General features: G+C 35.5%; 26 protein-coding genes and 1 rRNA gene. 11 read left to right on the top strand and 16 right to left on the bottom strand.

Annotated elements, in window-relative coordinates; genetic code table 11:
• Positions 1 to 42 precede the first annotated feature (42 nt).
• The 3 genes from KM885_RS10690 to KM885_RS10700 all read left to right on the top strand — a co-directional run bounded on the left by KM885_RS10690 (position 43) and on the right by KM885_RS10700 (position 3,114).
• The gene (locus KM885_RS10690) at positions 43 to 1,197 is read left to right on the top strand and encodes an MFS transporter (RefSeq protein WP_216883945.1); all 1,155 of its coding nucleotides are present in this window, start codon (positions 43 to 45) and stop codon (positions 1,195 to 1,197) included.
• 255 nt (positions 1,198 to 1,452) lie between these two features.
• A complete protein-coding gene (locus tag KM885_RS10695; protein ID WP_114351375.1) occupies positions 1,453 to 1,824 on the top strand; it encodes a hypothetical protein in 372 nt (123 codons plus the stop codon).
• Positions 1,825 to 1,974: 150 nt separating this feature from the next.
• Entirely contained in the window at positions 1,975 to 3,114 is a 1,140-nt protein-coding gene (locus tag KM885_RS10700) for an AI-2E family transporter (protein WP_047185613.1), read from the top strand.
• Between the two features lie 190 nt (positions 3,115 to 3,304).
• On the opposite strand, the gene KM885_RS10705 is transcribed toward KM885_RS10700, so the two are convergent.
• The 7 genes from KM885_RS10705 to KM885_RS10735 all read right to left on the bottom strand — a co-directional run bounded on the left by KM885_RS10705 (position 3,305) and on the right by KM885_RS10735 (position 8,355).
• Entirely contained in the window at positions 3,305 to 3,985 is a 681-nt protein-coding gene (locus KM885_RS10705) for a transaldolase family protein (protein WP_047185614.1), read from the bottom strand.
• 85 nt (positions 3,986 to 4,070) lie between these two features.
• The gene (locus KM885_RS10710) at positions 4,071 to 4,868 is read right to left on the bottom strand and encodes an SDR family oxidoreductase (protein ID WP_060668468.1); all 798 of its coding nucleotides are present in this window, start codon (positions 4,866 to 4,868) and stop codon (positions 4,071 to 4,073) included.
• Positions 4,869 to 4,938: 70 nt separating this feature from the next.
• Positions 4,939 to 5,304, bottom strand: coding sequence for a PTS glucitol/sorbitol transporter subunit IIA (locus tag KM885_RS10715; protein WP_047185616.1), 366 nt, complete (start codon positions 5,302 to 5,304; stop codon positions 4,939 to 4,941).
• A gap of 28 nt (positions 5,305 to 5,332) precedes the next feature.
• Positions 5,333 to 6,361, bottom strand: a complete 1,029-nt coding sequence (gene srlE, locus KM885_RS10720; RefSeq protein WP_047185617.1) for a PTS glucitol/sorbitol transporter subunit IIB — start codon at positions 6,359 to 6,361, stop codon at positions 5,333 to 5,335.
• A gap of 3 nt (positions 6,362 to 6,364) precedes the next feature.
• The gene (gene srlA, locus KM885_RS10725) at positions 6,365 to 6,922 is read right to left on the bottom strand and encodes a PTS glucitol/sorbitol transporter subunit IIC (RefSeq protein ID WP_047185618.1); all 558 of its coding nucleotides are present in this window, start codon (positions 6,920 to 6,922) and stop codon (positions 6,365 to 6,367) included.
• Positions 6,923 to 6,948: 26 nt separating this feature from the next.
• On the bottom strand, positions 6,949 to 7,383 hold the full coding sequence (locus KM885_RS10730) for a transcriptional regulator GutM (protein ID WP_047185619.1): 435 nt from the start codon (positions 7,381 to 7,383) through the stop codon (positions 6,949 to 6,951).
• A 24-nt stretch (positions 7,384 to 7,407) separates the two neighbouring features.
• On the bottom strand, positions 7,408 to 8,355 hold the full coding sequence (locus tag KM885_RS10735) for a sugar-binding transcriptional regulator (RefSeq protein ID WP_047185620.1): 948 nt from the start codon (positions 8,353 to 8,355) through the stop codon (positions 7,408 to 7,410).
• Positions 8,356 to 8,576: 221 nt separating this feature from the next.
• Between KM885_RS10735 and KM885_RS10740 the strand changes: the two genes are divergently transcribed.
• Together KM885_RS10740 and ptsP are read left to right on the top strand one after the other, a co-directional pair.
• Positions 8,577 to 9,341, top strand: coding sequence for a Cof-type HAD-IIB family hydrolase (locus tag KM885_RS10740; protein ID WP_204798292.1), 765 nt, complete (start codon positions 8,577 to 8,579; stop codon positions 9,339 to 9,341).
• 171 nt (positions 9,342 to 9,512) lie between these two features.
• Positions 9,513 to 11,219 (top strand): phosphoenolpyruvate--protein phosphotransferase, encoded by a 1,707-nt coding sequence (gene ptsP, locus KM885_RS10745; protein WP_047185622.1) that lies wholly within the window; start codon positions 9,513 to 9,515, stop codon positions 11,217 to 11,219.
• Between the two features lie 208 nt (positions 11,220 to 11,427).
• Here the strand turns inward: ptsP and KM885_RS10750 are convergent, their stop codons facing one another.
• Positions 11,428 to 11,586 (bottom strand): hypothetical protein, encoded by a 159-nt coding sequence (locus KM885_RS10750; protein WP_167507328.1) that lies wholly within the window; start codon positions 11,584 to 11,586, stop codon positions 11,428 to 11,430.
• 257 nt (positions 11,587 to 11,843) lie between these two features.
• Between KM885_RS10750 and KM885_RS10755 the strand changes: the two genes are divergently transcribed.
• The 4 genes from KM885_RS10755 to KM885_RS10770 all read left to right on the top strand — a co-directional run bounded on the left by KM885_RS10755 (position 11,844) and on the right by KM885_RS10770 (position 16,166).
• Positions 11,844 to 13,145: a homoserine dehydrogenase gene (locus tag KM885_RS10755; protein WP_047185623.1), complete on the top strand. Its 1,302-nt coding sequence runs from the start codon at positions 11,844 to 11,846 to the stop codon at positions 13,143 to 13,145.
• Complete coding sequence (thrC, locus tag KM885_RS10760; RefSeq protein WP_047185624.1) at positions 13,142 to 14,203, top strand: threonine synthase; 1,062 nt, start codon at positions 13,142 to 13,144, stop codon at positions 14,201 to 14,203. The genes KM885_RS10755 and thrC overlap by 4 nt, the downstream gene beginning before the upstream one ends.
• Positions 14,200 to 15,093 carry a homoserine kinase gene (thrB, locus tag KM885_RS10765; protein ID WP_216883946.1) on the top strand — a complete coding sequence of 298 codons (894 nt, stop codon included), beginning with the start codon at positions 14,200 to 14,202 and terminating at the stop codon, positions 15,091 to 15,093. The genes thrC and thrB overlap by 4 nt, the downstream gene beginning before the upstream one ends.
• Positions 15,094 to 15,173: 80 nt before the next feature.
• Positions 15,174 to 16,166, top strand: a complete 993-nt coding sequence (locus KM885_RS10770; RefSeq protein ID WP_216883947.1) for an NADPH:quinone oxidoreductase family protein — start codon at positions 15,174 to 15,176, stop codon at positions 16,164 to 16,166.
• Positions 16,167 to 16,224: 58 nt separating this feature from the next.
• Here the strand turns inward: KM885_RS10770 and KM885_RS10775 are convergent, their stop codons facing one another.
• Entirely contained in the window at positions 16,225 to 16,395 is a 171-nt protein-coding gene (locus KM885_RS10775; protein ID WP_205625401.1) for a hypothetical protein, read from the bottom strand.
• 137 nt (positions 16,396 to 16,532) lie between these two features.
• Here KM885_RS10775 and KM885_RS10780 point away from each other — a divergent pair, with 137 nt between their 5' ends.
• Positions 16,533 to 17,450: an SDR family oxidoreductase gene (locus KM885_RS10780; RefSeq protein ID WP_216883948.1), complete on the top strand. Its 918-nt coding sequence runs from the start codon at positions 16,533 to 16,535 to the stop codon at positions 17,448 to 17,450.
• Positions 17,451 to 17,489: 39 nt separating this feature from the next.
• Here KM885_RS10780 and argF read toward each other — a convergent pair whose 3' ends face one another.
• The 5 genes from argF to KM885_RS10805 form a co-directional block, all read right to left on the bottom strand.
• Entirely contained in the window at positions 17,490 to 18,455 is a 966-nt protein-coding gene (gene argF / locus KM885_RS10785) for an ornithine carbamoyltransferase (RefSeq protein WP_047185629.1), read from the bottom strand.
• 143 nt (positions 18,456 to 18,598) lie between these two features.
• Positions 18,599 to 19,789, bottom strand: coding sequence for a class I SAM-dependent rRNA methyltransferase (locus KM885_RS10790; RefSeq protein WP_216883949.1), 1,191 nt, complete (start codon positions 19,787 to 19,789; stop codon positions 18,599 to 18,601).
• Between the two features lie 94 nt (positions 19,790 to 19,883).
• Entirely contained in the window at positions 19,884 to 20,975 is a 1,092-nt protein-coding gene (gene hisC / locus KM885_RS10795) for a histidinol-phosphate transaminase (protein ID WP_047185631.1), read from the bottom strand.
• Between the two features lie 106 nt (positions 20,976 to 21,081).
• Positions 21,082 to 21,498 carry an NUDIX hydrolase gene (locus tag KM885_RS10800; protein WP_225344211.1) on the bottom strand — a complete coding sequence of 139 codons (417 nt, stop codon included), beginning with the start codon at positions 21,496 to 21,498 and terminating at the stop codon, positions 21,082 to 21,084.
• Between the two features lie 99 nt (positions 21,499 to 21,597).
• The gene (locus tag KM885_RS10805) at positions 21,598 to 21,888 is read right to left on the bottom strand and encodes a DUF3219 family protein (protein WP_225344212.1); all 291 of its coding nucleotides are present in this window, start codon (positions 21,886 to 21,888) and stop codon (positions 21,598 to 21,600) included.
• Between the two features lie 138 nt (positions 21,889 to 22,026).
• Here KM885_RS10805 and KM885_RS10810 point away from each other — a divergent pair, with 138 nt between their 5' ends.
• Entirely contained in the window at positions 22,027 to 22,470 is a 444-nt protein-coding gene (locus KM885_RS10810; protein WP_216883950.1) for a YaiI/YqxD family protein, read from the top strand.
• Positions 22,471 to 23,010: 540 nt separating this feature from the next.
• Here the strand turns inward: KM885_RS10810 and KM885_RS10815 are convergent.
• The gene (locus tag KM885_RS10815) at positions 23,011 to 23,586 is read right to left on the bottom strand and encodes a GNAT family N-acetyltransferase (protein ID WP_145524278.1); all 576 of its coding nucleotides are present in this window, start codon (positions 23,584 to 23,586) and stop codon (positions 23,011 to 23,013) included.
• 183 nt (positions 23,587 to 23,769) lie between these two features.
• Positions 23,770 to 23,871: ribosomal RNA gene (gene rrf, locus KM885_RS10820) — 5S ribosomal RNA — on the bottom strand; the annotation flags it as partial.

The raw sequence follows: 23,871 nt of genomic DNA on the forward strand, positions 1-23,871 counted from the left end.
CGATAGGAAATGATTCACGAGCTTGGAAAGGTGCTTAAATATATGGATAAACGAGTTTATTTATTAACTATTGTTTCCTTTGTGGTTGGAATGGTTGAATTAATTATTGGAGGAATTTTAGATTTAGTGGCGGATGACCTAGGTGTTACGCTTGGACAAGCTGGATTGCTTATAACGATTTTCTCACTAACGTTTGCAATATCAGGTCCTATCCTATCTTTCTTAACTGCCACAATAGAAAGAAAAAAGCTAACCATTATCACGTTATTCTTTTTCTTAATAGGAAATATAATTGCCGCCATTAGTCCATCCTATACGATTCTCTTTATCGCAAGAATTGTATCCGCAGCAAGTAGTTCCTTACTTATCGTGCTTTGCGTTGTCATGGCAGCAACGATTGTAAAGCCGGCCTATCGTGCAAGAGCAATTGGAATTGTTAATATGGGTGTAAGTGGTTCGATTGTTCTTGGTGTACCAATTGGATTGGTGCTAGGAAATTCATTTGGATGGCGAGCACCATTTATCATGATTACTATCCTTACCTTACTTTCCATAACAGGTATTTACTTTTTAATGGAAAAGGTTGGTGCTGAGAAACAATCATCCTTAACGAAGCAATTTGCTTCCCTTAAAGATAGCAGGATATTATTTGCCCATATGACCACCTTCCTCTTATTAGCAGGACATTCCACGTTATATACGTATTTAACCCCATTCACAAAGGATTATATTGGTTTAAATGAAGCGTGGGTTAGTGTTATTTACTTTATTTTCGGAATCGCAGCTGTAAGTGGTGGTGCAATCGGAGGATTATTTGGAGATCGATATGGTTCGAATAGAACAATTAAAATGGTAATTATTATTTTTAGTATTGCTATTCTAACTATTTCACATACCACATTTCTTTTACCATTATTTCTATTCAATTTAATCATTTGGGGCATGATGAGTTGGGCTGTAACTCCACCAATGCAAAGTCACTTAATGGCAACAGCACCAGAAACAGCAAATATTCAAATTAGCTTAAATAACTCATCCCTTCATTTAGGCATTGCAGTAGGTTCATCGATTGGAGGTGTCATTATTGACATGACATCCGTTGCCAACAATGCAACGTTTGGAGGAATGCTGGCAATCCTTTCGTTAGGAACTGCCACGCTTTCAATGAGAAAGAAACATAGTATCCAAACCTATTAAATGAACTAGTTTAAGGTTTATTTCAATTATAAAATGGCTATAGTATAAACTATAGTCATTTTACTTTTCCCATCAAAGATTATTACTATTTTCACAATCCTTCCTAACCATATATTCAAGGGACAAAATACAACAAATACTTACAAATCAACTTGTAACAAATTAGACACAAAAAGGCATTGCTAATATAAAACGTTTCCATGTATAATAAATATAGTGAATAAATTCACATTTAAGCAAGAGGGAGTGATGGTTATGAACACAAATTTAGCTAAGAAAAATACAATTACAAAAAGAAAGCTAAAGAATACGCTAATTTCAACAACATATACGTACCATACACCCGGCAATATTCACTTAGATACCATTAGAAATAATATACCTAATTACCATACAGCAGCAATCACAATTGATGAATCAATAAACTTACCTAAACCCGGGACATATAACATTAAAATAAAGGTTGGGAAAAGTTGGTACCTGGGAGTAGCTTTCCTATCCCAGTCCACTGATCGAGAAAACAAACGAATGATCAAGATTTTTATAAAAGACTTCCTGGATATACCGGCTAATAAAAAAATAGTCATTGCTTGGTGTTTGGATAAGAAAAATGATTACTGGAGATAGAGGCCTTGATAAATTGGCTTCTACTCCTTTTATTTTTCACTTTTTCAATACCTAAAATAACGCAATGTAATTGGAACATACTCTCTTTTTAAACTATAATTAGATTAATCACATTAAAGTTTGATTTTTAAATTGGAAAGGAAATCTACTATGAAACAAACAAGTCGGTTTATTAAATTTATGGGAGGGAAAAATCTTCTATATTTATTGGTTTTATTGATCCTCATCGGTATTACTATCCTTATTTATAATAAAATTTCATTTATATTCCATCCGATCATTGTTATCTTTTCAACGATTATGCCACCAACTATTTTGGCATTTATCGCTTATTATCTCTTAAATCCAATTGTAGATTTTTTAGAGAGGTTCCGTATTAAACGGATATGGGGAATTATTATCCTTATACTTGGGATTGGCGGATTATTAACCGGTCTTATTTTATTAATCGCTCCTTCTATTGAGGTACAAGTAAAGGATTTAGCGAAGAATTTCCCCAATTATTTAAACCATTTGGGGAATGTAATTACCATGTGGCTTCAAAATTCCTTTTTAGGACCATATTACGATGAAGGATATAACTGGTTTGTTACTAACTTTAGTAATATTCCCGGCATGGTTGGAACTTATTTAGTAGATGCCTTTCAAGGGTTTAGAAACGTAGCCAGCACTGTCACAAATGTCTTTGTTTCCATTATAACTTTTCCTTTCATCTTGTTCTTCCTATTAAAAGATGGAACTCGATTTAGGGATTTTTTCTTAAAATTATTACCACCAAAATTTCGGGATGATACAAATCAAATCCTGAAAAATATGGATACTCAAGTTGGGTCATACATCCAAGGACAAATTATCGTTGCTTCATGTATTGGTTTACTGTTATTTGTTGGTTACAATATTATTGGTCTCGATTACGCAATCACTCTTGCCATTGTTGCTGCTACAACAAGTGTGATTCCATATCTTGGACCAACAATAGCAATCACCCCTGCTATTATCATTGCTATTGTTCATTCCCCTTTCATGCTTTTAAAACTTGCCATCGTTTGGATAGTTGTTCAATTTCTAGAGGGAAATTTTATATCTCCAAACATCATGGGGAAAACCATGCAGATTCATCCTTTGACGATTATTATCGTCTTACTTGTTGCAGGTAATTTATTTGGATTAATTGGAGTTATTTTAGGAATACCAGGATATGCCATTCTTAAGGTATTAGTTTCTTATCTATATAATAAATTTAAAAATCGTTACAACCATTATTATGGGGATGAGTATGGGAAATATTAGGGGACTTGGTGTTTACTTTCTTATTCATTAAGTGTTCCAGACAATAAAAAACCCGAACTATCACGTGAAATTCTTATTAAGAGTTTCGTAATAGTTTGGGTTTTTTATTATATCACTTAATTAAGTTAGAAATTACTTGGCTTTATGGATGGTCAATTTAGTAATGTCCTAGCCTCACTTTTTTGAAATACTACGAATTTGTAAGGTTAGTATGATCAACACCATAAAGAGTTGTCCATTGGTTTTTAAAATCATTAACATCCGTTGGAGTAGTCGGAAAAGCTATCATTTTTCCAATAATTTCCGGAGCAACTGTTACTGTTTCTGACCCAGCTAAACATACATCATGAACTTGTTGTAAGTTTTTAAAACTTGCCGCTAAAATTTCACACGGAAGGTTATATATTTTAAATAATTGAGCGATTTCTTCAACAACTCGTACACCATTACCGGTTAGATTATCGATACGGTTAACGTACGGCGCTACATATTTTGCACCTGCCATTGCAGCTATTAAAGCCTGGAATGCAGTATATACGGTTGTTGCTAATGTTGGAATATTTTCTTCTTTTAATAATTGCATCGCTCTAATTCCTTCTTCGGTTACAGGAATTTTCACAACAACATTTCCGGAAATCTCTCTTGTCACAAAACGAGCTTCTTCTACAATCTCTTCTGCTGTTTCACCTATAGCTTGAACAAATAACTCTTTATTTTCACCAATAATGGAACGGATTTCTTTTACAACTTCTAGATATGGTTTTCCTTCTTTTACAAGAATAGAAGGATTAGTCGTTACACCTGAAATTGGATAATACTTATTTAATCGGGTAATTTGATCTGTATTTGCTGAATCAATATAAAGTCTCACGCTTTCTCCCCCTTATTAGTTATATTTATGCAGGGAAGAATGCATAAACTATCTTCCCTGCTAAAAACACATTATCCTATCTCGCTTATCCTCTTGATTTTCCACCTGAAATATTAATAGTAGTACCAGTAATATAAGAAGAATGATCAGATACAAGGTATGTTACTAAGTCAGCAATTTCATCTAACTTACCAACACGACCTAATGGAATAGAGCTAGTATAATTACCTTCTAAGTCTTCCACTTTTACATTTCTTGTATATGCTAAAGCTTCATTATAAGCATCATTTGTTAAACCAGTTTTTTCATTAATTCCTGGTGCAACCCCAACTACGCGGATGTTATATTTTCCAAGCTCTTTTGCCCATGATCTTGTGAAGCCATTTAAGGCACCTTTAGTTGCTGAGTAAATACTTTGACCAGCGGAACCTTCCATACCTGCTTCTGATGTGATATTAACAATAACACCTTTTTCTTGCTTAATAAAACGTCTTGAAGCAGCTTGCGCACATAAGTAAGGTCCTTTTTGGTTTACATTTACCATGAAGTCAAATGACTTTTCATCTAATTCATATTCCGGTTTTTCCCCTTTGACATCTACAAGTAGACGTGGAAGGTTAACACCAGCATTATTCACAAGTGCGTCCACGCGGCCAAATTTTTCCTCTGTTAATTGGACCATATTTTCAACACTTTCTTTGTTCGTTACATCCGTTTTTACATGATAAAAATTATCTACGTCTCCTGTTTCAACACTTAAGTCGGCAATAACAACTTTCGCGCCATTTTGTTGAAGTGTATTGGAAATATGTTGTCCAATTCCGGAATTTCCTCCAGTTACGATAACTACTTTTCCTTCAAGGTCTGTCCATGATTTTTGCATCCTACATTACTCCTATCTGTTAGATTTTTACCTATATAATATGGAAAGAAGTCGTTAAAACGACGACTTCTTATCTTTCAATTTTAATTTTGTCACCTACGTGAATTTCATTTATCTTTTTATTTTCAAGACATAGAGTTCCTGGTAAATCTGCTTCTGTTGAACCATCAAAGCGGAGAGTAATATGTCCTAAAGAAGATAAATTTTTGTTTACTGCTTCACCTACAGCGGTAATTTGATAACTTTCTTCCCCTATTGTTAGTGTATCTCCAACTGTAATATCTTGACGTAAGTTATTTTCAGAATGAAGAATACAAAATTCAGCTAATTCCTGAGGTGCATTGTCTTTAAATGTAATTAACATGCCTTGTTCTAAAAACTCACCTACAGATTCTCCCAATTTAGTTACTTCTGTTGTATAAATAATTTCTGCCATTTCTAAACACTCCTTCTTTTTTTCATCGTTACGATTGATACATACCAAAGCTTGCTAGCCAAGCGATAAATACCGTTGGTGCACCTGTTAGGAATCTTCCATAAAGTACTGCTGGTACACCAACTTCCACTGTTTCTGGTTTTGCTTCAGCTAATCCAAGACCAACTGGAACAAAGTCTGAAGCTGCCTGAGCGTTAATTGCAAATAAAGCTGGTAAAGCAAATTGTGGAGGAATATTACCTCGTCCGATTTCCACACCAATTAGAGTACCTATAACCTGTGCGATTACAGCTCCCGGACCCAAGAAAGGAGAGAAAAGTGGGAACGAAACAATTGCTGCGAGAATGATTAAACCCCAGACACTTCCACCAAGTGGAGTTAGTACGTTTGCAACTACATCACCAATACCAGATTCTAAAATGATACCAATTAACATGGCAACGAAAGCCATAAATGGTAAAATGGTTTTGATTACAGTATCAATTGCATCACGCCCTGCTTGATAGAGTACAGACATAACCCCACCCATGAGTTGTCCAACTTTTGCAATCATTCCACCGTTACGTTGTTCGCTAATCTTTTTGGAACTATCATATTTATTACTTACAACTGCTTCCTCTTTCACCTCTTCTACTTTTTCTATATTTTCAGTAGAGCTAGTAACATCACTAACTGATTCTGTATCTTCCACCACAGATATATTTTCCGGTTTGACAGCGGAAACATAAATATCCTCTGTTATAAAATCTCTCATTGGACCACTCTTTCCAGTAGCCATAACATTTAAAGTAGGAATCCGCTTTTTAGGGTAAAGTCCGGCACGTAATGTACCACCACAGTCAATAACAACAGCTGCCATTTCATCTTCTGGAACACTTGTTTTAAAACCATCTACTAACTCGGCGCCACTTAATTCCGCAAACCTTTTGGCCACTGATGAAATCGTACCACCAGTAATGTTAACGATTTTATTCTTTTTCTCATTAACAGGAATAATTAATGGTCCACCAAAGCCACCCTGGCCTTTAGTTACTTTTAACGTTTTATATTTTCCCATTGATTATTCCTCCTTTCCTTGTTCTAAAGTTGTAGCTAATTTAATTCCTTGCTTTTTCTCCATATACGTTACACACATATCTGTAATCCAACCTCTAAACATGTTCGTTACAATACCAACTAATAAATAACGAAGGGCTAAGTCTCCAGTTGATAAACCTAATTGTGTAATACCTGCTGCAACCCCTAAGAAAACGAATAATTCACCCGGATTTACGTGTGGGAATAAACCGTTCATAGAATGACATGAATAACTTGATGCCGCATAATAACCAGGTTTATACTTCTCAGGTAAGAAACGACCTAACGATAATGTCATCGGGTTTAATAAGAAAAATGTACCTACGAAAGGTAATACAAGGTATCTCAAGAAAACATTTTTAGAAGAGGCCATTGCTAACTTATTAACCTTATCCTCCCCTACAAAAGCTACAATTGCGTTCATTGCAACCATTAACACAATAATTAATGGAATAATATCGGTTACAAATCCCATAAATGTTTCTGCTCCACGTTCAAATAGACCAATGAAGCCTTCAGCTGCACTAACTAAAAAATCCATCTTGTTATTCCCTCCTACTTGAAAACTTATTTATTACTAAAGCTTGATACTAACTTACCGAAAGGACTTTTTTGTTGTGGAATTTCCTCTCCCTTTTCTACCTTCTTATAAATAAGAACTGCATCATCAAATGCCTTTTTTGTAAAACGGTCCATTTTGTTATAAACCTCTGGATCTATTTTTAGTAAATTTTGTCCTTCTAAAATACTAAAGTCTTTAAATTTGGCAAAAATGGACATTCCTTGCATTTTTTTAGCTGTTTGAATTCTATTTCTTTTATCAATACCCATTAATAGCACAACACCAGTACGAAATATCCCTTTGGATCTACCTATAGATACACGTCCCTTTTTTCTTAATTCAGTATAATGAGTATTGAAGTTTTTAATTTGTCCTGCACCTAATACTGTTTGTAGTATCCAAGCGGCCATAATACCGACCATAATTATCAAAATTCCCATGTTCAATAACCTCCAATACCTGAATTAAATTGATTCACATATTCCCAGTGCAGTCTCTTCATTTGTTACAAGGGTATTAATAAGCTTTCCATTCATTGCTCCGATAATGGATTGAACTTTTTCTTTAGAATATGCCACACCGATGGAATATCGTAATTCCTTTAATTTCTCTAAGCGGATTGCTATGGTTCTTTCTGAAATAGAGGATTGTATCACTTCCCCTTCTTTGGTATAAAAGCGAGAACAAATATCACCGATTGCGTTATGTTCTCTTAGTTCCAATTTTTCGGAATCACCTAGGAATCCTGACCAAACCATATTGGAAGAACTTATTTGAGCACCAATACCAACTAGGGCTACAGTTACCTTATCCCAAAGTTCAAGTATTTCTTTCATAAAGGTTGATTGTAAAATTTCCTTTGCAGTTTCTTCCGATTCGTAAATTGCTGCGGCATTAATAAAATGTGACCTCCCATTCAATGCACTTGATAACCTGAGAGCAATAGCGTTTACATGATAATCTGATTTCATCCCTCCAGGTCCACCGACTAATGGGACACATTCTATTTTTTTCGGCTTTAATTCATCTAATTGATGAATCATATTTCCTAATGTTGTACCCCATGCTACACCAACAATATCATCATCGAGAATAATTCTGTCTAATAACGAACCACAGGCTTTTCCAATGCTTTTCATTTTATCTTGATTACTTTGATTTTTATAAGAAGGGACAACAATGACCTCTTTCATTCCAAAATGTTTCGCAATCTTGTCTTCCAGGTCAAATAATGCATCAGAGCTACTTTGGATTTGTATTTTCACAATTCCTTTATCCTGTGCTTTCTTAAGCATTCTCCCGATTGTTGTTCGATAAATTCCTAATTCTTTAGAAATTTTAGCTTGGGTATAACCTTCTTCGTAATAGAGTTTAGCAATGCGATATAGTAATCGCTCCTCTTCCCAGTTCATTTTTCCCTCCACTAATTTTTCTATTCGTTTCACCATTGCACAAATGAGCAAACCGTATAACAAATGAGCAATATGAAACTGTTTACAATAATAGTACCATTGTCGAATTTTGTCAATAAGAAAATAGCAAATTCGATTTTTTTTGTAATTGTGATAGACTTTATATAAATTTTAGTTTGATTATAAGTACAAAAGTAATGTAAAAAGGGAAGGTAGATATTATGAAGGGTTTAGTTTTTTTTGATTTAGATGGAACACTTTTAAATAATAAATCTGATGTCGACCCCGATGTCATAGAATTAATTGAAACGCTTAAAAAGAATGATTATGAACCAATTATCGCTACTGGTAGAACCATTTTTGAGATCAAACACGTTATGGAAAAGACAGGAATTTCATCTATCATTTCTATGAATGGTCAACTTGGTATTTACCGTGGGAAAGAAGTCTTTGAAAAAACAATGGATGTTGAAGTTTTAAAAAGACTAAAAGAAATGGCACTTTCTAGAAATGAACATGTAGCTTTCTATAATGCCGATAGAATTGGAATTACAGGCCATAATGATACAGCAAGAAAGGCTTATGAATTAATACATGAACCAGTCCCAGGCATTGATGGAAGTATGTATGAGAAGGAAAAGATTAACATGGTCTTAGTTTTATCCGAAACAGGCGATAAAGGATATATGGAGGCATTTCCAGAGCTTTCATTTATACGAAATGGTCCTGCTAGTATAGATATCATTCCAAAAGGTGGTTCAAAAGCTGCGGGAATTAAAACCTTCTTGGAAACTCTAAAAATAAGTGGATTACCTACTTATGCTTTTGGTGATGGACTTAATGATATTGAAATGTTCGAATTAGTAGATTATGGTATCGCCATGGGAAATGCAAGAGAAGCATTGAAGGAAAAAGCATCCTATGTTACAGAAACGAATATGAATAACGGAATAGAACAAGGTTTAAAACATTATCATTTAATTTAGGTATGTCGAAAATTCGCCATAATTTGACAAGGTTCTTATACTTGTTATTTTTAGAATAATTGTAGTATTATAGTTTGCTATAAGGGACTTTTTTTTACCGTTTTTGTCGAAAAATGATGGAATTTGCGATAAGAGGAAATAATAATATATTTTTATAGGAGTAGATATCACATGATTCAAGGAATAGCAGCATCCCAGGGAATTGCAATTGCAAAAGCATACCGTTTAGAAACACCAGATTTAACTTTTGAAGCAAAAAAAATAGATAATCCTGAGGAGCAAATACAACGTTTGGAAGATGCATTGGAAGTTTCCAAACAAGAACTCGAAAAAATTAAAGCCCATACATTACAACAATTAGGTGAGGAACATGCGGAGATCTTCTCAGCACACCTTTTAGTTTTAAGTGATCCAGAACTAATTAATCCAATGAAAGATAAAATTACTTCAGACCTTGTACTTGCCGAACAAGCACTTGATGAAGTAGCAAACATGTTTATTGACATGTTTAAAAACATGGATAATGAATACATGCGTGAACGTGCAGCAGACATTCAAGATGTGACAAAACGTGTAATGGCGCATCTATTAAACGTTACCTTTCCAAATCCTGCATTAATCGATGAAGAAGTCATTGTTATTGCAAAGGATTTAACACCATCAGATACTGCACAATTAAATCGTGAGTTTGTAAAAGGATTCGCAACAGATATCGGTGGACGTACATCACACTCTGCTATCATGGCAAGATCATTAGAAATTCCAGCAGTGGTTGGTACAAAGAATATTACAGAAACCGTAAAACAAGATGAAATGGTAATCATCGATGGTTTAGACGGAAAAGTGATTGTTAATCCATCCGAAGAAGAGTTGGTAACCTATCGCGAGAAACAAGATGCCTATGCAAAACAACAAGAACAATGGGCTAAATTAAAAAATGAGCCAACCATGACAAAAGACGGTTCACATGTAGAGTTAGTAGCAAACATTGGTACACCAAATGATGTAGAAGGTGTCATTAATAATGGCGGTGAAGGTGTTGGACTTTACCGTACAGAGTTTCTTTACATGGGTAGAAGCGAACTGCCTTCTGAAGACGAACAATTTGAAGCATATAAATCTGTGTTAGAGCAAATGGGTGATAAACCCGTTGTTGTGCGTACATTAGATGTTGGTGGGGATAAGGAATTAGCTTATCTTGATTTACCAAAAGAAATGAATCCATTCTTAGGCTTCCGTGCCATTCGTTTCTGCTTAGAGAATGAAGATGTATTCCGCCCACAACTACGTGCATTACTACGCGCTAGTGTTTACGGAAACTTAAAAATCATGTTCCCAATGATTGCTACGCTTGAAGAATTCCGTCAAGCTAAAGCAATTTTACTAGATGAAAAAGAAGCCCTTCTTAATGAAGGAGTTAAAGTTTCAGATTCCATTGAAGTAGGAATCATGGTAGAAATTCCTTCCACCGCTGTTATAGCGAAACAATTTGCGAAAGAAGTAGATTTCTTCAGTGTAGGAACAAATGACTTAATACAGTATACAATGGCTGCTGACCGTATGAATGAGCGTGTTTCTTACTTATATCAACCATACCACCCAGCTATTTTGAATCTGGTAAACAATGTAATTGAAGCAGCACATAGTGAAGGAAAATGGGCTGGCATGTGTGGGGAAATGGCAGGAGATCCAATCGCAATTCCAATCTTACTTGGATTAGGATTAGATGAGTTTTCTATGAGCGCAACATCCATCCTACCAGCACGTACCCAAATCCGTGGTTTATCCAAAGAAGAAATTGCTTCCTATAAAGAAGAATTGCTATCCATGGCAACAGCGGAAGAAGTAGTTAACTTTATTCAAGAGAAAACAAAATAAGAACGAAAAGCGTGAGAGCCTTTAATTAGGTTTTCACGCTTTTTTATCCCACCTAAACGGGCAGTAAGACTTCCACCTCAAGCCTCTGGAGAAACAAAGAAGTTAGGTGGGAAATCAACTGTCTGTAAAGCTCCTAACCATCAGTGAGATATGAAGAACCCTCCCACTGATGCAAGTGTTCTTTATAGTTATTTCTGATAACCTGCATCTACCTTTTATTATTCTTATTTCGAAATAATAAAATTAGTAATAAACCGGAGCCAAGACCAATCACTCCACCTAGTTCTACAGAACGAAATAAAATGCCTAACCCGACCCCGATTAATAAACAAACTAAGAAAAGTAATCCAATAAATGCATCATTCATTCCTTCACCTCCACGTTTTGCCTATACCATTACTTTATTCTTTCTATATAAAATTGGTTCGTTTTTAAAGGTTGTACAAAGGCCTGGAACGTTACACATTTAGGCGAGCTCGGTCCTTTTCATCCTCCTTTTCAAACTCACTTTTAGAATTTTTACAATATCAATCATTTTTAAAAATTCATTGTTGCTATATTCCGCTTTTCAAGGTTACAATATATTAAATATATAATTTATAAGGAAATATATGAGGTGATTCTGTGGGGAATAAAGTATCTATTGGTTTATTAGGTTTGGGTGTAGTTGGAACCGGGGTAATTAAAATCATTAAAGATCATCAAGAGAAACTTGTTCATCAATTGGGATCGGACGTACAAGTGAAGAGTGCGTTAGTTCGCAGTTTGGACAAGGAACGTGATGTTAGCTTAGAAGGGACATTGCTCACTACTAACCCAGATGATATATTAAATGATCCGGAAATTGATATTATCGTTGAAGTTATGGGTGGCATTGATCAAACCCGTGAATATATATTAAAAGCATTTTCTACAAAGAAACATGTTGTTAGTGCAAATAAGGACTTAGTAGCACTGCACGGTCCGGAACTGCAAGAAGCTGCACGTAAAAACAAATGTGACTTCTATTACGAAGCAAGTGTTGCTGGTGGTATCCCAATATTAAGAGGTATTACCGAAGGGCTATCTTCTGACCGTATAACTAAAATAATGGGGATAGTTAACGGAACGACAAACTACATTTTAACCAAAATGGATAAAGAAGGTTCGAGCTACGATGTCGCTCTTAAGCAAGCCCAAGAACTTGGTTTTGCTGAAGCAGATCCGACCGCTGATGTTGAAGGTTTAGATGCAGCGCGAAAAATGGCGATTTTAGCACGATTAGCTTTTTCAATGGATGTTGATTTAGAAGATGTTAAAGTTAAAGGAATTTCCAATATTTCTTTAGATGACTTAAAATATGCCAATAAATTAGGGTACACGATGAAATTAATTGGTAATGCTGATTTTAAAGATGATAAAATAGAAGTAGATGTTCAACCAACCATGTTGGCAAAAAATCACCCATTAGCAAGTGTAAATGATGAATTTAATGCCGTTTATGTTTACGGAGATGCAGTAGGCGAAACCATGTTTTATGGTCCTGGCGCCGGAAGTCTTCCTACAGCTACCGCTATCACATCCGATGTCGTTTCGGTTATCAAAAACATGTTATTAGGTGTTACAGGCTCGCAACACCTTGATCCTCATTTTGATAAACAGCTAAAAACAGCCGATAAACGTTTTGGACAGTATTATGTAAGATTACACGTAAAAGATGAAGTAGGAGTATTCTCACGTATATCTGCATTATTTAATGATTTAAATATTAGTTTCAAACGAATTTTACAAAACCCAATTATAAAAGATGAAAATGCAGAAATTATTGTTGTTACACACCAAACATCATTAGAAAACTTTCAAACTGCATTAAATCAATTAAAAGACCTTGATGCTGTTATTGAAACAAAAAGTTATTACAAAGTTGAAGGAGATGCTGAAAAATGAGTTGGCAAGGTTTACTACATGAATACAGAGATTTTTTACCCGTAACAGAAAAGACACCTAAACTTTCATTGCATGAAGGGAATACACCATTGATTCACTTTGCTAACTTATCAGAGCAACTCGGAATCGAACTATATGGAAAATATGAAGGACTTAACCCGACAGGTTCTTTTAAAGACCGTGGAATGGTTATGGCCGTAGCTAAAGCAATTGAAGAAGGAAGTCAATCTGTTATTTGTGCTTCTACAGGGAATACCTCTGCTGCAGCCGCTGCATATGCAGCAAGAGCCGGCATCCGAGCTGTTATTGTTATCCCTAAAGGAAAAGTAGCACTTGGTAAACTTGCTCAAGCCGTCATGTACGGAGCGGAAATTGTTGAAATTGATGGAAACTTTGACGAAGCATTAAAAATGGTTCGCGAAATTAGCAAAACTTCTCCAATTACACTTGTTAACTCGGTAAATCCGTATCGTCTAGAAGGGCAAAAAACTGCTGCATTCGAAATTTGTGATACATTAGGTTCAGCACCTGATATTCTAGCAATTCCAGTTGGTAATGCAGGTAACATCAGTGCATACTGGAAGGGATTCAAAGAATACAATGACAAAAAACAAACTGGTCTTCCTAAAATGTTCGGATTCGAAGCTGAGGGAGCAGCGGCTATCGTGAATGACAAAGTAATTGATCAGCCGGAAACAGTTGCAACCGCCATTCGTATTGGTAACCCCGCAAGCTGGAACTTAGCTGTCAATGCAAGAGATGAATCTAACGGTATGATTGGATCTGTTACGGATGAAGAAATCTTAAAGGCATTTAAACTCATTGCTAAATCAGAAGGAGTTTTTGCTGAACCAGGATCATGTGCTTCCATCGCCGGAGTTCTACAACAGGTAGAGAAAGGTACCATTGCTAAAGGTAGCAAGGTAGTTACAGTTCTAACTGGTAATGGCCTTAAAGATCCACAGACAGCAATTGACCAAATGGAAATTAACCCAGTATCTTTACCAAACGATGAAAAGGCTGTGAAAGAATATATTGAGTCTGTGGTGGGAGTATGAAGTCATTTCAAATCTCTGTCCCAGCAACATCGGCAAATGTAGGACCAGGATTTGATTCGATGGGACTTGCGCTAAAGTTATACTTGACATTACAAGTTGAAGAATCAGGCCAGTGGGAATTTATCCCTCCCACGGTCTCTAACTCTGACATTCCTTATGAAGAAAACTTCATATACAAGATTGCTAAACAAATAGCAGAACGTTATAATAAAACACTTCCCCCATGCAAGGTAACAGAAATAAGTGATATTCCTTTAGCAAGAGGACTTGGAAGTAGCGCTTCTGCTATATTAGCTGGTATTGAAATTGCCAATCAAGTTTGTCATTTAAATCTAAGTGATGACGATAAATTACGACTTGGTACAGTAATAGAGGGTCATCCGGATAACATAGCACCCGCCCTATTTGGCGGATTAGTCATATCTACGGATTTTGGTGAGGAAATCGTCCATATGGACCTACCTAATTTGGAATTGGATACGGTGGTATACATTCCAAATATAAAATTAAAAACGGAAGCATCAAGGAAAGTACTTCCAGAAGCATACCCAATGAAAACCGCTGTAAAATCTAGTGGGATAGCCAATCTCGTAGTAGCAGCATTGTTACAAGGCGACTATACACTTGCAGGACGCATGATGGAAAAGGATTTATTCCACGAACCATTTCGGAAAGAACTTATTCCAAATTACGATAAAATACGTGAAGATGCAAAAGGTCTAGGTGCTTATGGCACTATTTTAAGTGGAGCTGGGCCAACTATGATTTCCTTTGTACCAGCTGGACAGGGTACAACTATTGCAGGGGCATTGCAACAAATATTGCCTGACTATAAAGTTAAAGCCTTGAACATGTGTACAGAAGGTTTACAGGTTTTTTATCAAGAATAATCGAGAGAGGAAAACATTGTTTTTCCTCTTTTTTTTGTTCATAATAAAATTATCTTTATGTTTCAGAAAGGAGTTTCATGATGAATCAATCATTTGAAGCACTAGTTGTTGACAAACAAGAAGATACATTCTTAAAAGAAGTGAAAACATTATCCATAGATGATTTACCAAAAGGAAACGTTTTAATCCAAGTCCATTATTCTGGTGTTAACTACAAAGATAGTCTAGCTGCTATTCCAAATGGAAATATTGTGAAATCCTATCCATTTGTACCAGGTATAGACTTAGCAGGTGTAGTAATTTCCTCAGAAGACAAACGTTTTAAAGAAGGCGATCAAGTTATTGCCACAAGTTACGAAATCGGGGTATCCCACTTTGGAGGATATAGTCAATATGCCAGGATTCCATCTGAATGGATCGTTCCCCTACCTGATGGGTTAAGCCTAAAAGAAGCAATGATTATTGGAACTGCTGGGTTTACAGCAGCTTTATCTGTTCAACGATTGTTAGAAAATCGTTTGCAACAAGAAAATGGTAAAGTCCTTGTAACAGGTGCTACCGGTGGTGTTGGAAGTTTCGCTACGGCCATCCTAGCAAAACTAGGCTTTGAGGTAGAAGCTAGTACAGGAAAAGACAGTGAGCACCAATACTTAAGAGACCTTGGCGCATCTTCCATTGCATCACGGGAAGAAGTGTATGATGGAAAGATCCGTGCACTTGGAAAACAAAAATGGGCAGCTGCAGTTGATCCGGTTGGCGGTGAAGTTCTAGCCTCGGTTCTTAGTAACATTCAATATGGAGGTTCAGTCGCGGTAAGTGGGTTAACTGCTGGTAATAAAGTTCCAACAACTGTTTTTCCATTTATTCTTCGTGGAGTTAACCTCCTTGGAATTGACTCTGTATTTTGTCCAATGGAAACACGTGTTGATATATGGGAGCATCTAGCGTCTGATTTTAAACTAAACAATTTAGATTCCCTTGTACAGCAGGAAATTACCTTACAACAGCTCCCTGACGTTTTACCAACCCTTTTGAAAGGTGGAGCACGTGGGAGAACCATTGTTAAATTATAAATATAAAGCAATTAGAAAACGGGCATTCCCCTAACTTAAGCGGATGCCCGTTTTCTAATTAAATAACAGGATAATAAGCTTCATACCTTGGATTGCAGTAATATGGTGGTCTGTTTCCTATCATTGGCAATTCAAACGGCTTTTGGTTTTTATTATAAAATACCGCTACCTTTTCATTAGATTGATTGATTAACAAGTATTTAACCTCAGGATTATAATAGTACTTCACAACATCCCTCCTAACATTCATCTTTCTTACACAGTATTCGAAAATTAACTAAAGTGAGCACGTACCTTCTATTCAAGCACAAGTATCGCCTAATCATCATAAATTAATCTTAACGTTTAACTATAGGAGGAAAGATAATGTCCAATGATAAAACCAATAATCAAGATTACCCTTTGTACCCGAATTACGGAAAAATCACGAAGTATGAGGATGTTGCCCTTACAGTACCTGAACAAAGACAATACTTCCAACCTGGAGTAGAAAGTCTAATGGTTCCACAACCAATTATAGAAAATCCCAATTATAAAGGTAGTGGCAAATTAAAGAATAAAGTAGCTCTTATTACTGGCGGTGATAGTGGAATCGGAGCAGCTGCAGCTATTGCTTTTGCGAAAGAAGGAGCAGATATTGCGATATCCTATTTAAACGAACATGAAGATGCCCATCGAACAAAGAACAGAATTGAAGAATTAGGACAACGCTGTCTAACACTGCCGGGAGATCTTCGGGAAAAACAACAATGCGTTCACATTGTTCGTAAGACAATAGAAACATTTGGTAAACTCGATATTCTTTGTAATCATGTAGGAATTCAATTCCAACAATTAAGCTTATTAGATATTACGGATGAACAATTTGATGATACATTTAAAGTCAATGTGTATTCCCATTTTTACACAACAAGAGAAGCACTTAAATACTTAAAAGCCGGAAGTTCCATTATTAACACTTCCTCTGTCGTTGCATTCGATGGAAATGATCAACTCATCGAGTATTCTGCAACGAAAGCAGCTATTGTTGGGTTTACACGTGCGTTGGCAAGAAATTTAGTAAAAAAGGGAATCCGGGTAAATGCTATTGCTCCTGGGCGAATATGGACACCTTTAATACCATCTAGCTTTTCCGCTGATCAAGTATCTCTTGCGGGTAACCCTATGGATCGCCAAGGTCAACCATTTGAACTCGCCCCAGCCTTTGTGTATCTTGCCTCAGATGATTCAAGATTTGTAACAGGTCAAGTTCAACACGTAAACGGCGGCCAAGTCTTTGGCTAAAGAGCAAAAATGAGCCCTTCTGGGAGCTCATTTTTGTATCTAGCCCATTAATGCCGTCATTAATGCCTTTTGTGCGTGTAGACGGTTCTCTGCTTGTTGGAAGACTACAGAATGTTTTCCATCAATAACTTCTGCAGTAACCTCTTCTTCACGATGCGCTGGTAAGCAATGCATAAAAGAGACATCCGACTTCGCTAAAGATAAAAGTTCTTTATTTACTTGATATCCCTTAAAGGCTATTTCACGTTTCGCTTGTTCTGCTTCTTGCCCCATACTTGCCCAAACATCTGTATAAATGACATCAGCATTTACTACTGCTTCTTTCGGGTCTTCCATTACACTTATCATTGCCCCATGTGATTTCGCGATATGTTGTGCTCTGGCTACAATGGTAGGATCAGGCTGATAACCTTGAGGTGCTACGACAGTTAACTCCATTCCCATCAAGGCTGCACCAATCATAAGGGAATGAGCCATATTATTCCCATCACCTATGTATACCATTTTCACACCATTAAGTGCACCTTTTACTTCTTTAACCGTTTGTAAATCAGCAAGAACTTGGCATGGGTGATAGGTATCAGTTAATCCATTAATAACTGGGATACTAGCATATTTAGCCAATTCGTCTACCACTTTTTGTGAAAACGTACGAATCATCATTCCATCTAAATATCCGGATAAAACTTGAGCAGTATCAGCAATCGTTTCCCCTCTTCCAATTTGGATATCTTTAGAGGAAAGAAAAATCCCCATTCCACCAAGTTGATAAATACCAGCTTCAAAAGAAACCCGGGTTCTAGTAGACGACTTTTCAAAAATCATTCCTAACGTTTTCCCTTTTAAAGGTTCAAACGTAATCCCTTTTTTTCTTTGATCCTTTAAATAATCTGCTAAATCTAATAGATAATTTATTTCATCTTTTGTATAGTCAGCAAGTGTTAAAAAGTCACGTCCATGTAGTTCATGATTATTAAACGTTATTTGATTGTCCTTAGTTATCATAAGGTTCCCCCCCAAATTCATCTGTATATGAATTATTATGCATCACTGGGAATAAATATACAATACCTATTTTATTATTTTCTACCAAATAAAGTGGAAATGCTAAGAAGCCGTAACAAAATGATTGCTACGGCGCTCTGCTACTATAATCTCTTCAAAATAACGACCTTCAAATAATTTCCTTGTGGGAAACTCCGATCTGTTTGAAAATCGCTCGGCAAATCAAACTCCTCTAAAATCTTATAGTTTGTCCCACTATCCTTAAATCCTTTATCTATAAACCCTTTGAATTTCTTCATACTAAAAGAAGCATTGTTTGTGGACGCAACAATGATTCCACCTTTTCCCGTAATGGCAATTGTATCTTTTATTAAGGACGGGTAATCCTTCGCAGTACTAAACGTTCGCTTCTTGGAGCGAGCAAAACTCGGCGGATCTAAAATAACTAAATCAAATACCAAATTCTTTCGGTTTGCATATTTAAAGTAATCAAACACATCCATCACAATGATGTCTTGTTCTTCAAAATCAATTCCATTCGTACTGAATTGTTCAATTGTTTTACTTTTACTACGCTTTGCCAAATCCACGCTTGTTGTTTTCTTAGCTCCGCCTAAAGCAGCCGCTACAGAAAAAGCCCCTGTATAAGAAAAAGTATTTAACACATTTTTCCCTTTAGCATATTTATCACGAATAATCTTCCTTACATTACGTTGATCAAGAAATATCCCCACCATTGCACCGTCATTTAAATAAACAGCATAATTCATTCCATTTTCTTTCACAATGATTGGAAATTCTCCCCGTTCCCCTTTCACAAAATCATCATCATTGATATATTTCCCTTTTGTATCAAAACGTTTTTTCTCATAAATTGCTTTGTACTCTCCGATTTCGTCTAATACATCTATAACCGTTTCTTTAAAAGAGTAGGCGCCCTCACTATACCAATTAATGACATAATAACCGTCATAATAATCAATAGTGATGCCACCAATTCCATCTCCTTCCCCATTAAATATACGGAACGCATTTGTATTTTCATCCTGGAAGAATGCTTTCCTTTTATCGATTGCATTCGAGATTTTCTTTTTGAAAAAGGAAAAATCTATATTTTCATGTTGTTTATCGGATAATACCCAACCTAAACCTTTATTTTGTTTTCCATAATAACCTTTAGCAATAAATTTTCCATTTGGTTCTACTAAATGAATGATGGAGCCTTCCTTTTGAATATCTTCTGAGTTGATAATCGTATCCTTATTGATTAATGGAAAATGTCTTTGATATTGATTGATATAACTAGCTTTCACTTTTAATTCTATTGGTTTCATATTTTCATCCTTTACCAGCCTTTATTCTAAGTATACCCGTTATAGTCATAAAAAACCTGAGTAACCACTATGCTTGTTACTCAGGTTTTACCAATTAATTTAAAACTTCTTTAAGAGCATTAAGGAAAAATTCATTCTCCTCTTTCGTTCCAATCGTCACACGAACATACTCTGGTAGACCCCAGATTTTTCCGTAGCGTACAATGACACCCTTAGCTAATAGTTCATTGTATAACTTTTCAGCATCTGATCCTAATTGTAATAAAATAAAATTACTCATTGTTTCTACATAATTTAAACCTAGTTCAGAAAATGCTTGATAAAGCTCTTTTGCACCAGAAGCGTTCGCCTCTTTAGAAGCATTCACATGGTCCTCATCTAGAATAGCAGCCTTTGCAGCAGCTTGTGCTATACTGTTCACATTAAATGGTTCTTTTACTTTTAAGATTGTTTGAATAATTCCTTCCGAGGCAACACCAAACCCAACGCGTAATCCAGCTAAACCATATATTTTAGAGAATGTTTGTAGCACTAGAACATTTTTACCAGTCTTTACAAATTCAATTCCATCCGTATAATCTTCAGCTGTTGCGTAATGACTATATGCACCATCAAAAACTACTAATACTCTTTCCGGTACTGCATTTAATAGAGTTTCCAAATCAGCTTTTGCTAAATATGTACCTGTAGGATTATTCGGTGAACAAATATAAAGTAATTTTGTCTTATCTGTTATAGCATCTACCATTTTTTGAACATTAAACTGAAACCCTTCGTCAAACGGAACGGGAACAACAGTAGCTCCCATTAGGTCAGCACCAAAGTCATACTCGCTAAACGATGGGGATGGTACCACGATTTCATCTCCTTCATCTAAGAAGGCTTCTGATATTAAAGTAATCAATTCATCCGCACCGTTTGTGACAATAACTTGTTGTTTGGAAACATCTAATTTTCCCGAAATAGCTTCTTTTAATGCAGCTGTATCTGCATCTGGATAACGATTTAGTTCTGCTAATCTCTCAGATATTGCCGCCACACCTTTAGGTGACGGTCCTAAAGGGTTTTCATTAGAAGCTAATTTTACAACCTTTTCTAAGCCCAACTCTTCTTGTAACTCCCAAATAGGTTTTCCAGGAGAGTATGGTTTAATTTTTTCCAAGACTTTACGCGGTTTAACAGTCATATATGTATCTCCCTTTCTCAATTTCAATAACAAATTTAAGTAGATTGTTTCATTTAATTCATTCCATTATATAATATAAAGTTTTAATATGGTAGAAGAAATATTCTCAATTTATATACCCTTTTTTAAATATATGGTATTTCTCAAAGTCTTGAAGAATATTTTGACGTAATAATTTTTTTGCATCTTCTTGATTAGCCCAGTAGAAGTCGGTATGTTCATTTGATAGTGTAACTTCATCATTATCAGTACTACATAGGTAATGCAAAAAAATTAATTGTCTATCTGGGTCATCGTTGATGGTGGTTGCATATAAGATTTTCTCAGGAATGACTTTTAAGCCTGTTTCCTCTTCAATTTCTCGTATAAGCGATTCTTCTAATTCTTCGCCATTTTTTAGCTTTCCCCCAGCTAATTCCCATTCCCCACCTCCAAATTTATTATGTGAAGATCGTTTAAGGAGTAAAATTTCCCCATTATATATGATAAGACCTTTTACAATGACAACCATTTTCTTTTCCACTATTATACAACTCCCGAGTGTCTTTAAATGACGTGTTCAAAAAGGAGGATGAAAAGAAGCGCCGAAGTGTCATTTTCACCGAACTTTTTGAACAACCTCTTAAAGCTTTTCTATTAGCTGTAGCCTAAATTCTCCAACCTTATTCTCTTCATATAAATTCGTAATCGATGTTGAATAATTATAAATGACTGCTTGAAAGTCTAACTCCGCCTCCGGAATCTCTACACGAAAGTCATTTTTATAAAGTAGTGTAGTAATCTCATGATAGTCTTCACTTTTGACTTGAAATTCAAAGGAAACCAATAAAGCTTCCTTACCGTCCTTTTGTATGACATCTTTGGTAAGGTTCTTTACATGAAGCGTCCTATCATTAATTTTTACTTTAGCCATTTCATACATCCTCTCTTTATCTCATAATAAAAGACTTTGACTATTATTTGTAGAAATTCAACTTTCATGTGAAAGAAATTTTACGGTAAACATGCTAAGATAATAGTTAGAACACAATGATCAATAGGAGAAAAACAAATGAAAATTTATGTTGATGCTGACGCTTGTCCAGTAAAGGATATTGTCATTACGGAAGGAACAAAATTCAATCTTCCTGTCATTCTTGTCACTAGTTTCTCACATTACTCAAATGAAAGACAACCAAATGGCGTTGAAACTATTTATGTGGATACTGGAGCAGATTCTGCCGATTACCGTATTATGAAACTTGCTAAACAGGGAGATATAATTATCACGCAAGACTACGGACTTGCTTCCCTTGGTCTAGGTAAAGGTTGTTATGTATTACATCATAAAGGATTTAGATACAATAATGAAAACATTGATCAACTTCTTCAAACTAGATATTTAAGTGCTATGGCACGTAAAAGTGGAAAGCGAACAAAAGGTCCGAAACCTTTTACAGAAGAAGATCGAATGAAATTCAAAAAACTCTTTGTAGAAACATTAAAGGAACTTTAGGTATTCTCATTCATCCTCCTCTGATGGTTAGTCAAAGTCAGTAGAAGAGAAGAGTAACACTTAGTCTATTTATAGGGATAATTTGATCTATAGAGGGCAAAAAATACGGGATATAAGTATAATATTTCTCCAACCATTCAAGTCTATATTTAATTAAAGGAAGAATAATTGAATCAATTAAGGGCTCCAAATTTTCAAAGGCAAATCTATTCTGTTAAATTTTAGTTAATTATATTATTAGACCGATTGTATTAATCATAACTCATGTAATCTCCTTTAAAATTAAACCAGCATCTAAAAAGGATGCTGGTCTTTTAAATATTATGTACAGGTGGGTATTAATAGCCATTGTACATTACAGATTTAGAGGCTTTAGTAACCTTTTTTAATTCCAATGGTTTTCAAACTATTTGCCCTCTGTTTTTATACATAACACATTATACCGTTATTTAAGAAGATTAAAATTTTTGTAGAGACAAAATTATATACCAATTATGGAGACACCTTTCCTCTTCTAAGGGAGCACATAATCCCTACAAATTAAAATTTGTAATTATCTTCCCACTCTTCCTTTAAAATACCCATACGAATAGAATCATAATACTTCCCATTATACAATCTGCATTTTCGTAAACGCCCTTCAAGTTGCATACCAATCTTTTCTGCTACTCGAATCATTCTCTTATTTCCAGACCACGTAGCTAACCCTACTCTAACTAAAGGGAGTTCACCAAATAAATAATCAATCCATAGCTTTAAGGCTTCTGTGCCATAGCCACCACTCCAATAAATTGGATTATAAATACCAATTCCTACCTCTAGCCAATTAGATGGTCTATGTTCCCAATAATAACTTACCGTCCCAATTATTTTTCCATCTGTCTCAATAATTAATCTAGGTTCAACCTCATTTTGATTAGCAACTCTTAGTTTATTAAGAGTCTCACTTTTATAAGTTTCATATTCCTTTTTTTCTAAAGGAATATAGGGAGCATCCCATTTTTTCCATTCCGGATTTTCCTTTCCGTAAATAAGACGCCATAATATAGGTAAGTCATTTTCTTGAATGCTTCGGATTATAACTTTTTCACCCCGTAAAACTGTATCCCTGAGCATAATATAGCTAGGTCTCCTCTCCTTTATTTCTATAATATATATAATATATACATTATATAACTTTAATTTACATAGAAATTCAATTGGAATTGAAACCCCAATAAACACTACCGTTTGCGGTTATTCTTAAAACAAAAAAAGACAAGATACAATTTTGCAATCATATCTTGTCTTTACATTATTGCCTGGCGGCGTCCTACTCTCGCAGGGGGAACCCCCAACTACCATCGGCGCTGGAGAGCTTAACTTCTGTGTTCGGTATGGGAACAGGTGTGACCTCTCCGC

It is taken from the genome of Oceanobacillus caeni (genome assembly GCF_019037185.1).
In the GTDB taxonomy this organism is placed as follows: domain Bacteria; phylum Bacillota; class Bacilli; order Bacillales; family Amphibacillaceae; genus Oceanobacillus; species Oceanobacillus caeni.

What these genes read in the sequence shown, in the direction of transcription:
- srlE (WP_047185617.1), bottom strand. Translation starts at nt 6,361, where the DNA reads ATGGGAAAATATAAAACGTTAAAAGTAACTAAAGGCCAGGGTGGCTTT.
- hisC (WP_047185631.1), bottom strand. Translation starts at nt 20,975, where the DNA reads ATGACTGTTAAACCGCGTAAAGTCTTGGAAAAAATTAAACCATACTCT.
- KM885_RS10735 (WP_047185620.1), bottom strand. Translation starts at nt 8,355, where the DNA reads ATGAACTGGGAAGAGGAGCGATTACTATATCGCATTGCTAAACTCTAT.
- srlA (WP_047185618.1), bottom strand. Translation starts at nt 6,922, where the DNA reads ATGGATTTTTTAGTTAGTGCAGCTGAAGGCTTCATTGGTCTATTTGAA.
- argF (WP_047185629.1), bottom strand. Translation starts at nt 18,455, where the DNA reads ATGATAACTAAGGACAATCAAATAACGTTTAATAATCATGAACTACAT.
- KM885_RS10730 (WP_047185619.1), bottom strand. Translation starts at nt 7,383, where the DNA reads ATGGGAATTTTGATAATTATGGTCGGTATTATGGCCGCTTGGATACTA.
- KM885_RS10770 (WP_216883947.1), top strand. Translation starts at nt 15,174, where the DNA reads ATGAATCAATCATTTGAAGCACTAGTTGTTGACAAACAAGAAGATACA.
- KM885_RS10780 (WP_216883948.1), top strand. Translation starts at nt 16,533, where the DNA reads ATGTCCAATGATAAAACCAATAATCAAGATTACCCTTTGTACCCGAAT.
- KM885_RS10815 (WP_145524278.1), bottom strand. Translation starts at nt 23,586, where the DNA reads ATGCTCAGGGATACAGTTTTACGGGGTGAAAAAGTTATAATCCGAAGC.
- KM885_RS10740 (WP_204798292.1), top strand. Translation starts at nt 8,577, where the DNA reads ATGAAGGGTTTAGTTTTTTTTGATTTAGATGGAACACTTTTAAATAAT.
- KM885_RS10715 (WP_047185616.1), bottom strand. Translation starts at nt 5,304, where the DNA reads ATGGCAGAAATTATTTATACAACAGAAGTAACTAAATTGGGAGAATCT.
- KM885_RS10695 (WP_114351375.1), top strand. Translation starts at nt 1,453, where the DNA reads ATGAACACAAATTTAGCTAAGAAAAATACAATTACAAAAAGAAAGCTA.
- KM885_RS10690 (WP_216883945.1), top strand. Translation starts at nt 43, where the DNA reads ATGGATAAACGAGTTTATTTATTAACTATTGTTTCCTTTGTGGTTGGA.
- thrC (WP_047185624.1), top strand. Translation starts at nt 13,142, where the DNA reads ATGAGTTGGCAAGGTTTACTACATGAATACAGAGATTTTTTACCCGTA.
- KM885_RS10805 (WP_225344212.1), bottom strand. Translation starts at nt 21,888, where the DNA reads ATGGCTAAAGTAAAAATTAATGATAGGACGCTTCATGTAAAGAACCTT.
- KM885_RS10700 (WP_047185613.1), top strand. Translation starts at nt 1,975, where the DNA reads ATGAAACAAACAAGTCGGTTTATTAAATTTATGGGAGGGAAAAATCTT.
- KM885_RS10750 (WP_167507328.1), bottom strand. Translation starts at nt 11,586, where the DNA reads ATGAATGATGCATTTATTGGATTACTTTTCTTAGTTTGTTTATTAATC.
- ptsP (WP_047185622.1), top strand. Translation starts at nt 9,513, where the DNA reads ATGATTCAAGGAATAGCAGCATCCCAGGGAATTGCAATTGCAAAAGCA.
- thrB (WP_216883946.1), top strand. Translation starts at nt 14,200, where the DNA reads ATGAAGTCATTTCAAATCTCTGTCCCAGCAACATCGGCAAATGTAGGA.
- KM885_RS10790 (WP_216883949.1), bottom strand. Translation starts at nt 19,789, where the DNA reads ATGAAACCAATAGAATTAAAAGTGAAAGCTAGTTATATCAATCAATAT.
- KM885_RS10710 (WP_060668468.1), bottom strand. Translation starts at nt 4,868, where the DNA reads ATGCAAAAATCATGGACAGACCTTGAAGGAAAAGTAGTTATCGTAACT.
- KM885_RS10810 (WP_216883950.1), top strand. Translation starts at nt 22,027, where the DNA reads ATGAAAATTTATGTTGATGCTGACGCTTGTCCAGTAAAGGATATTGTC.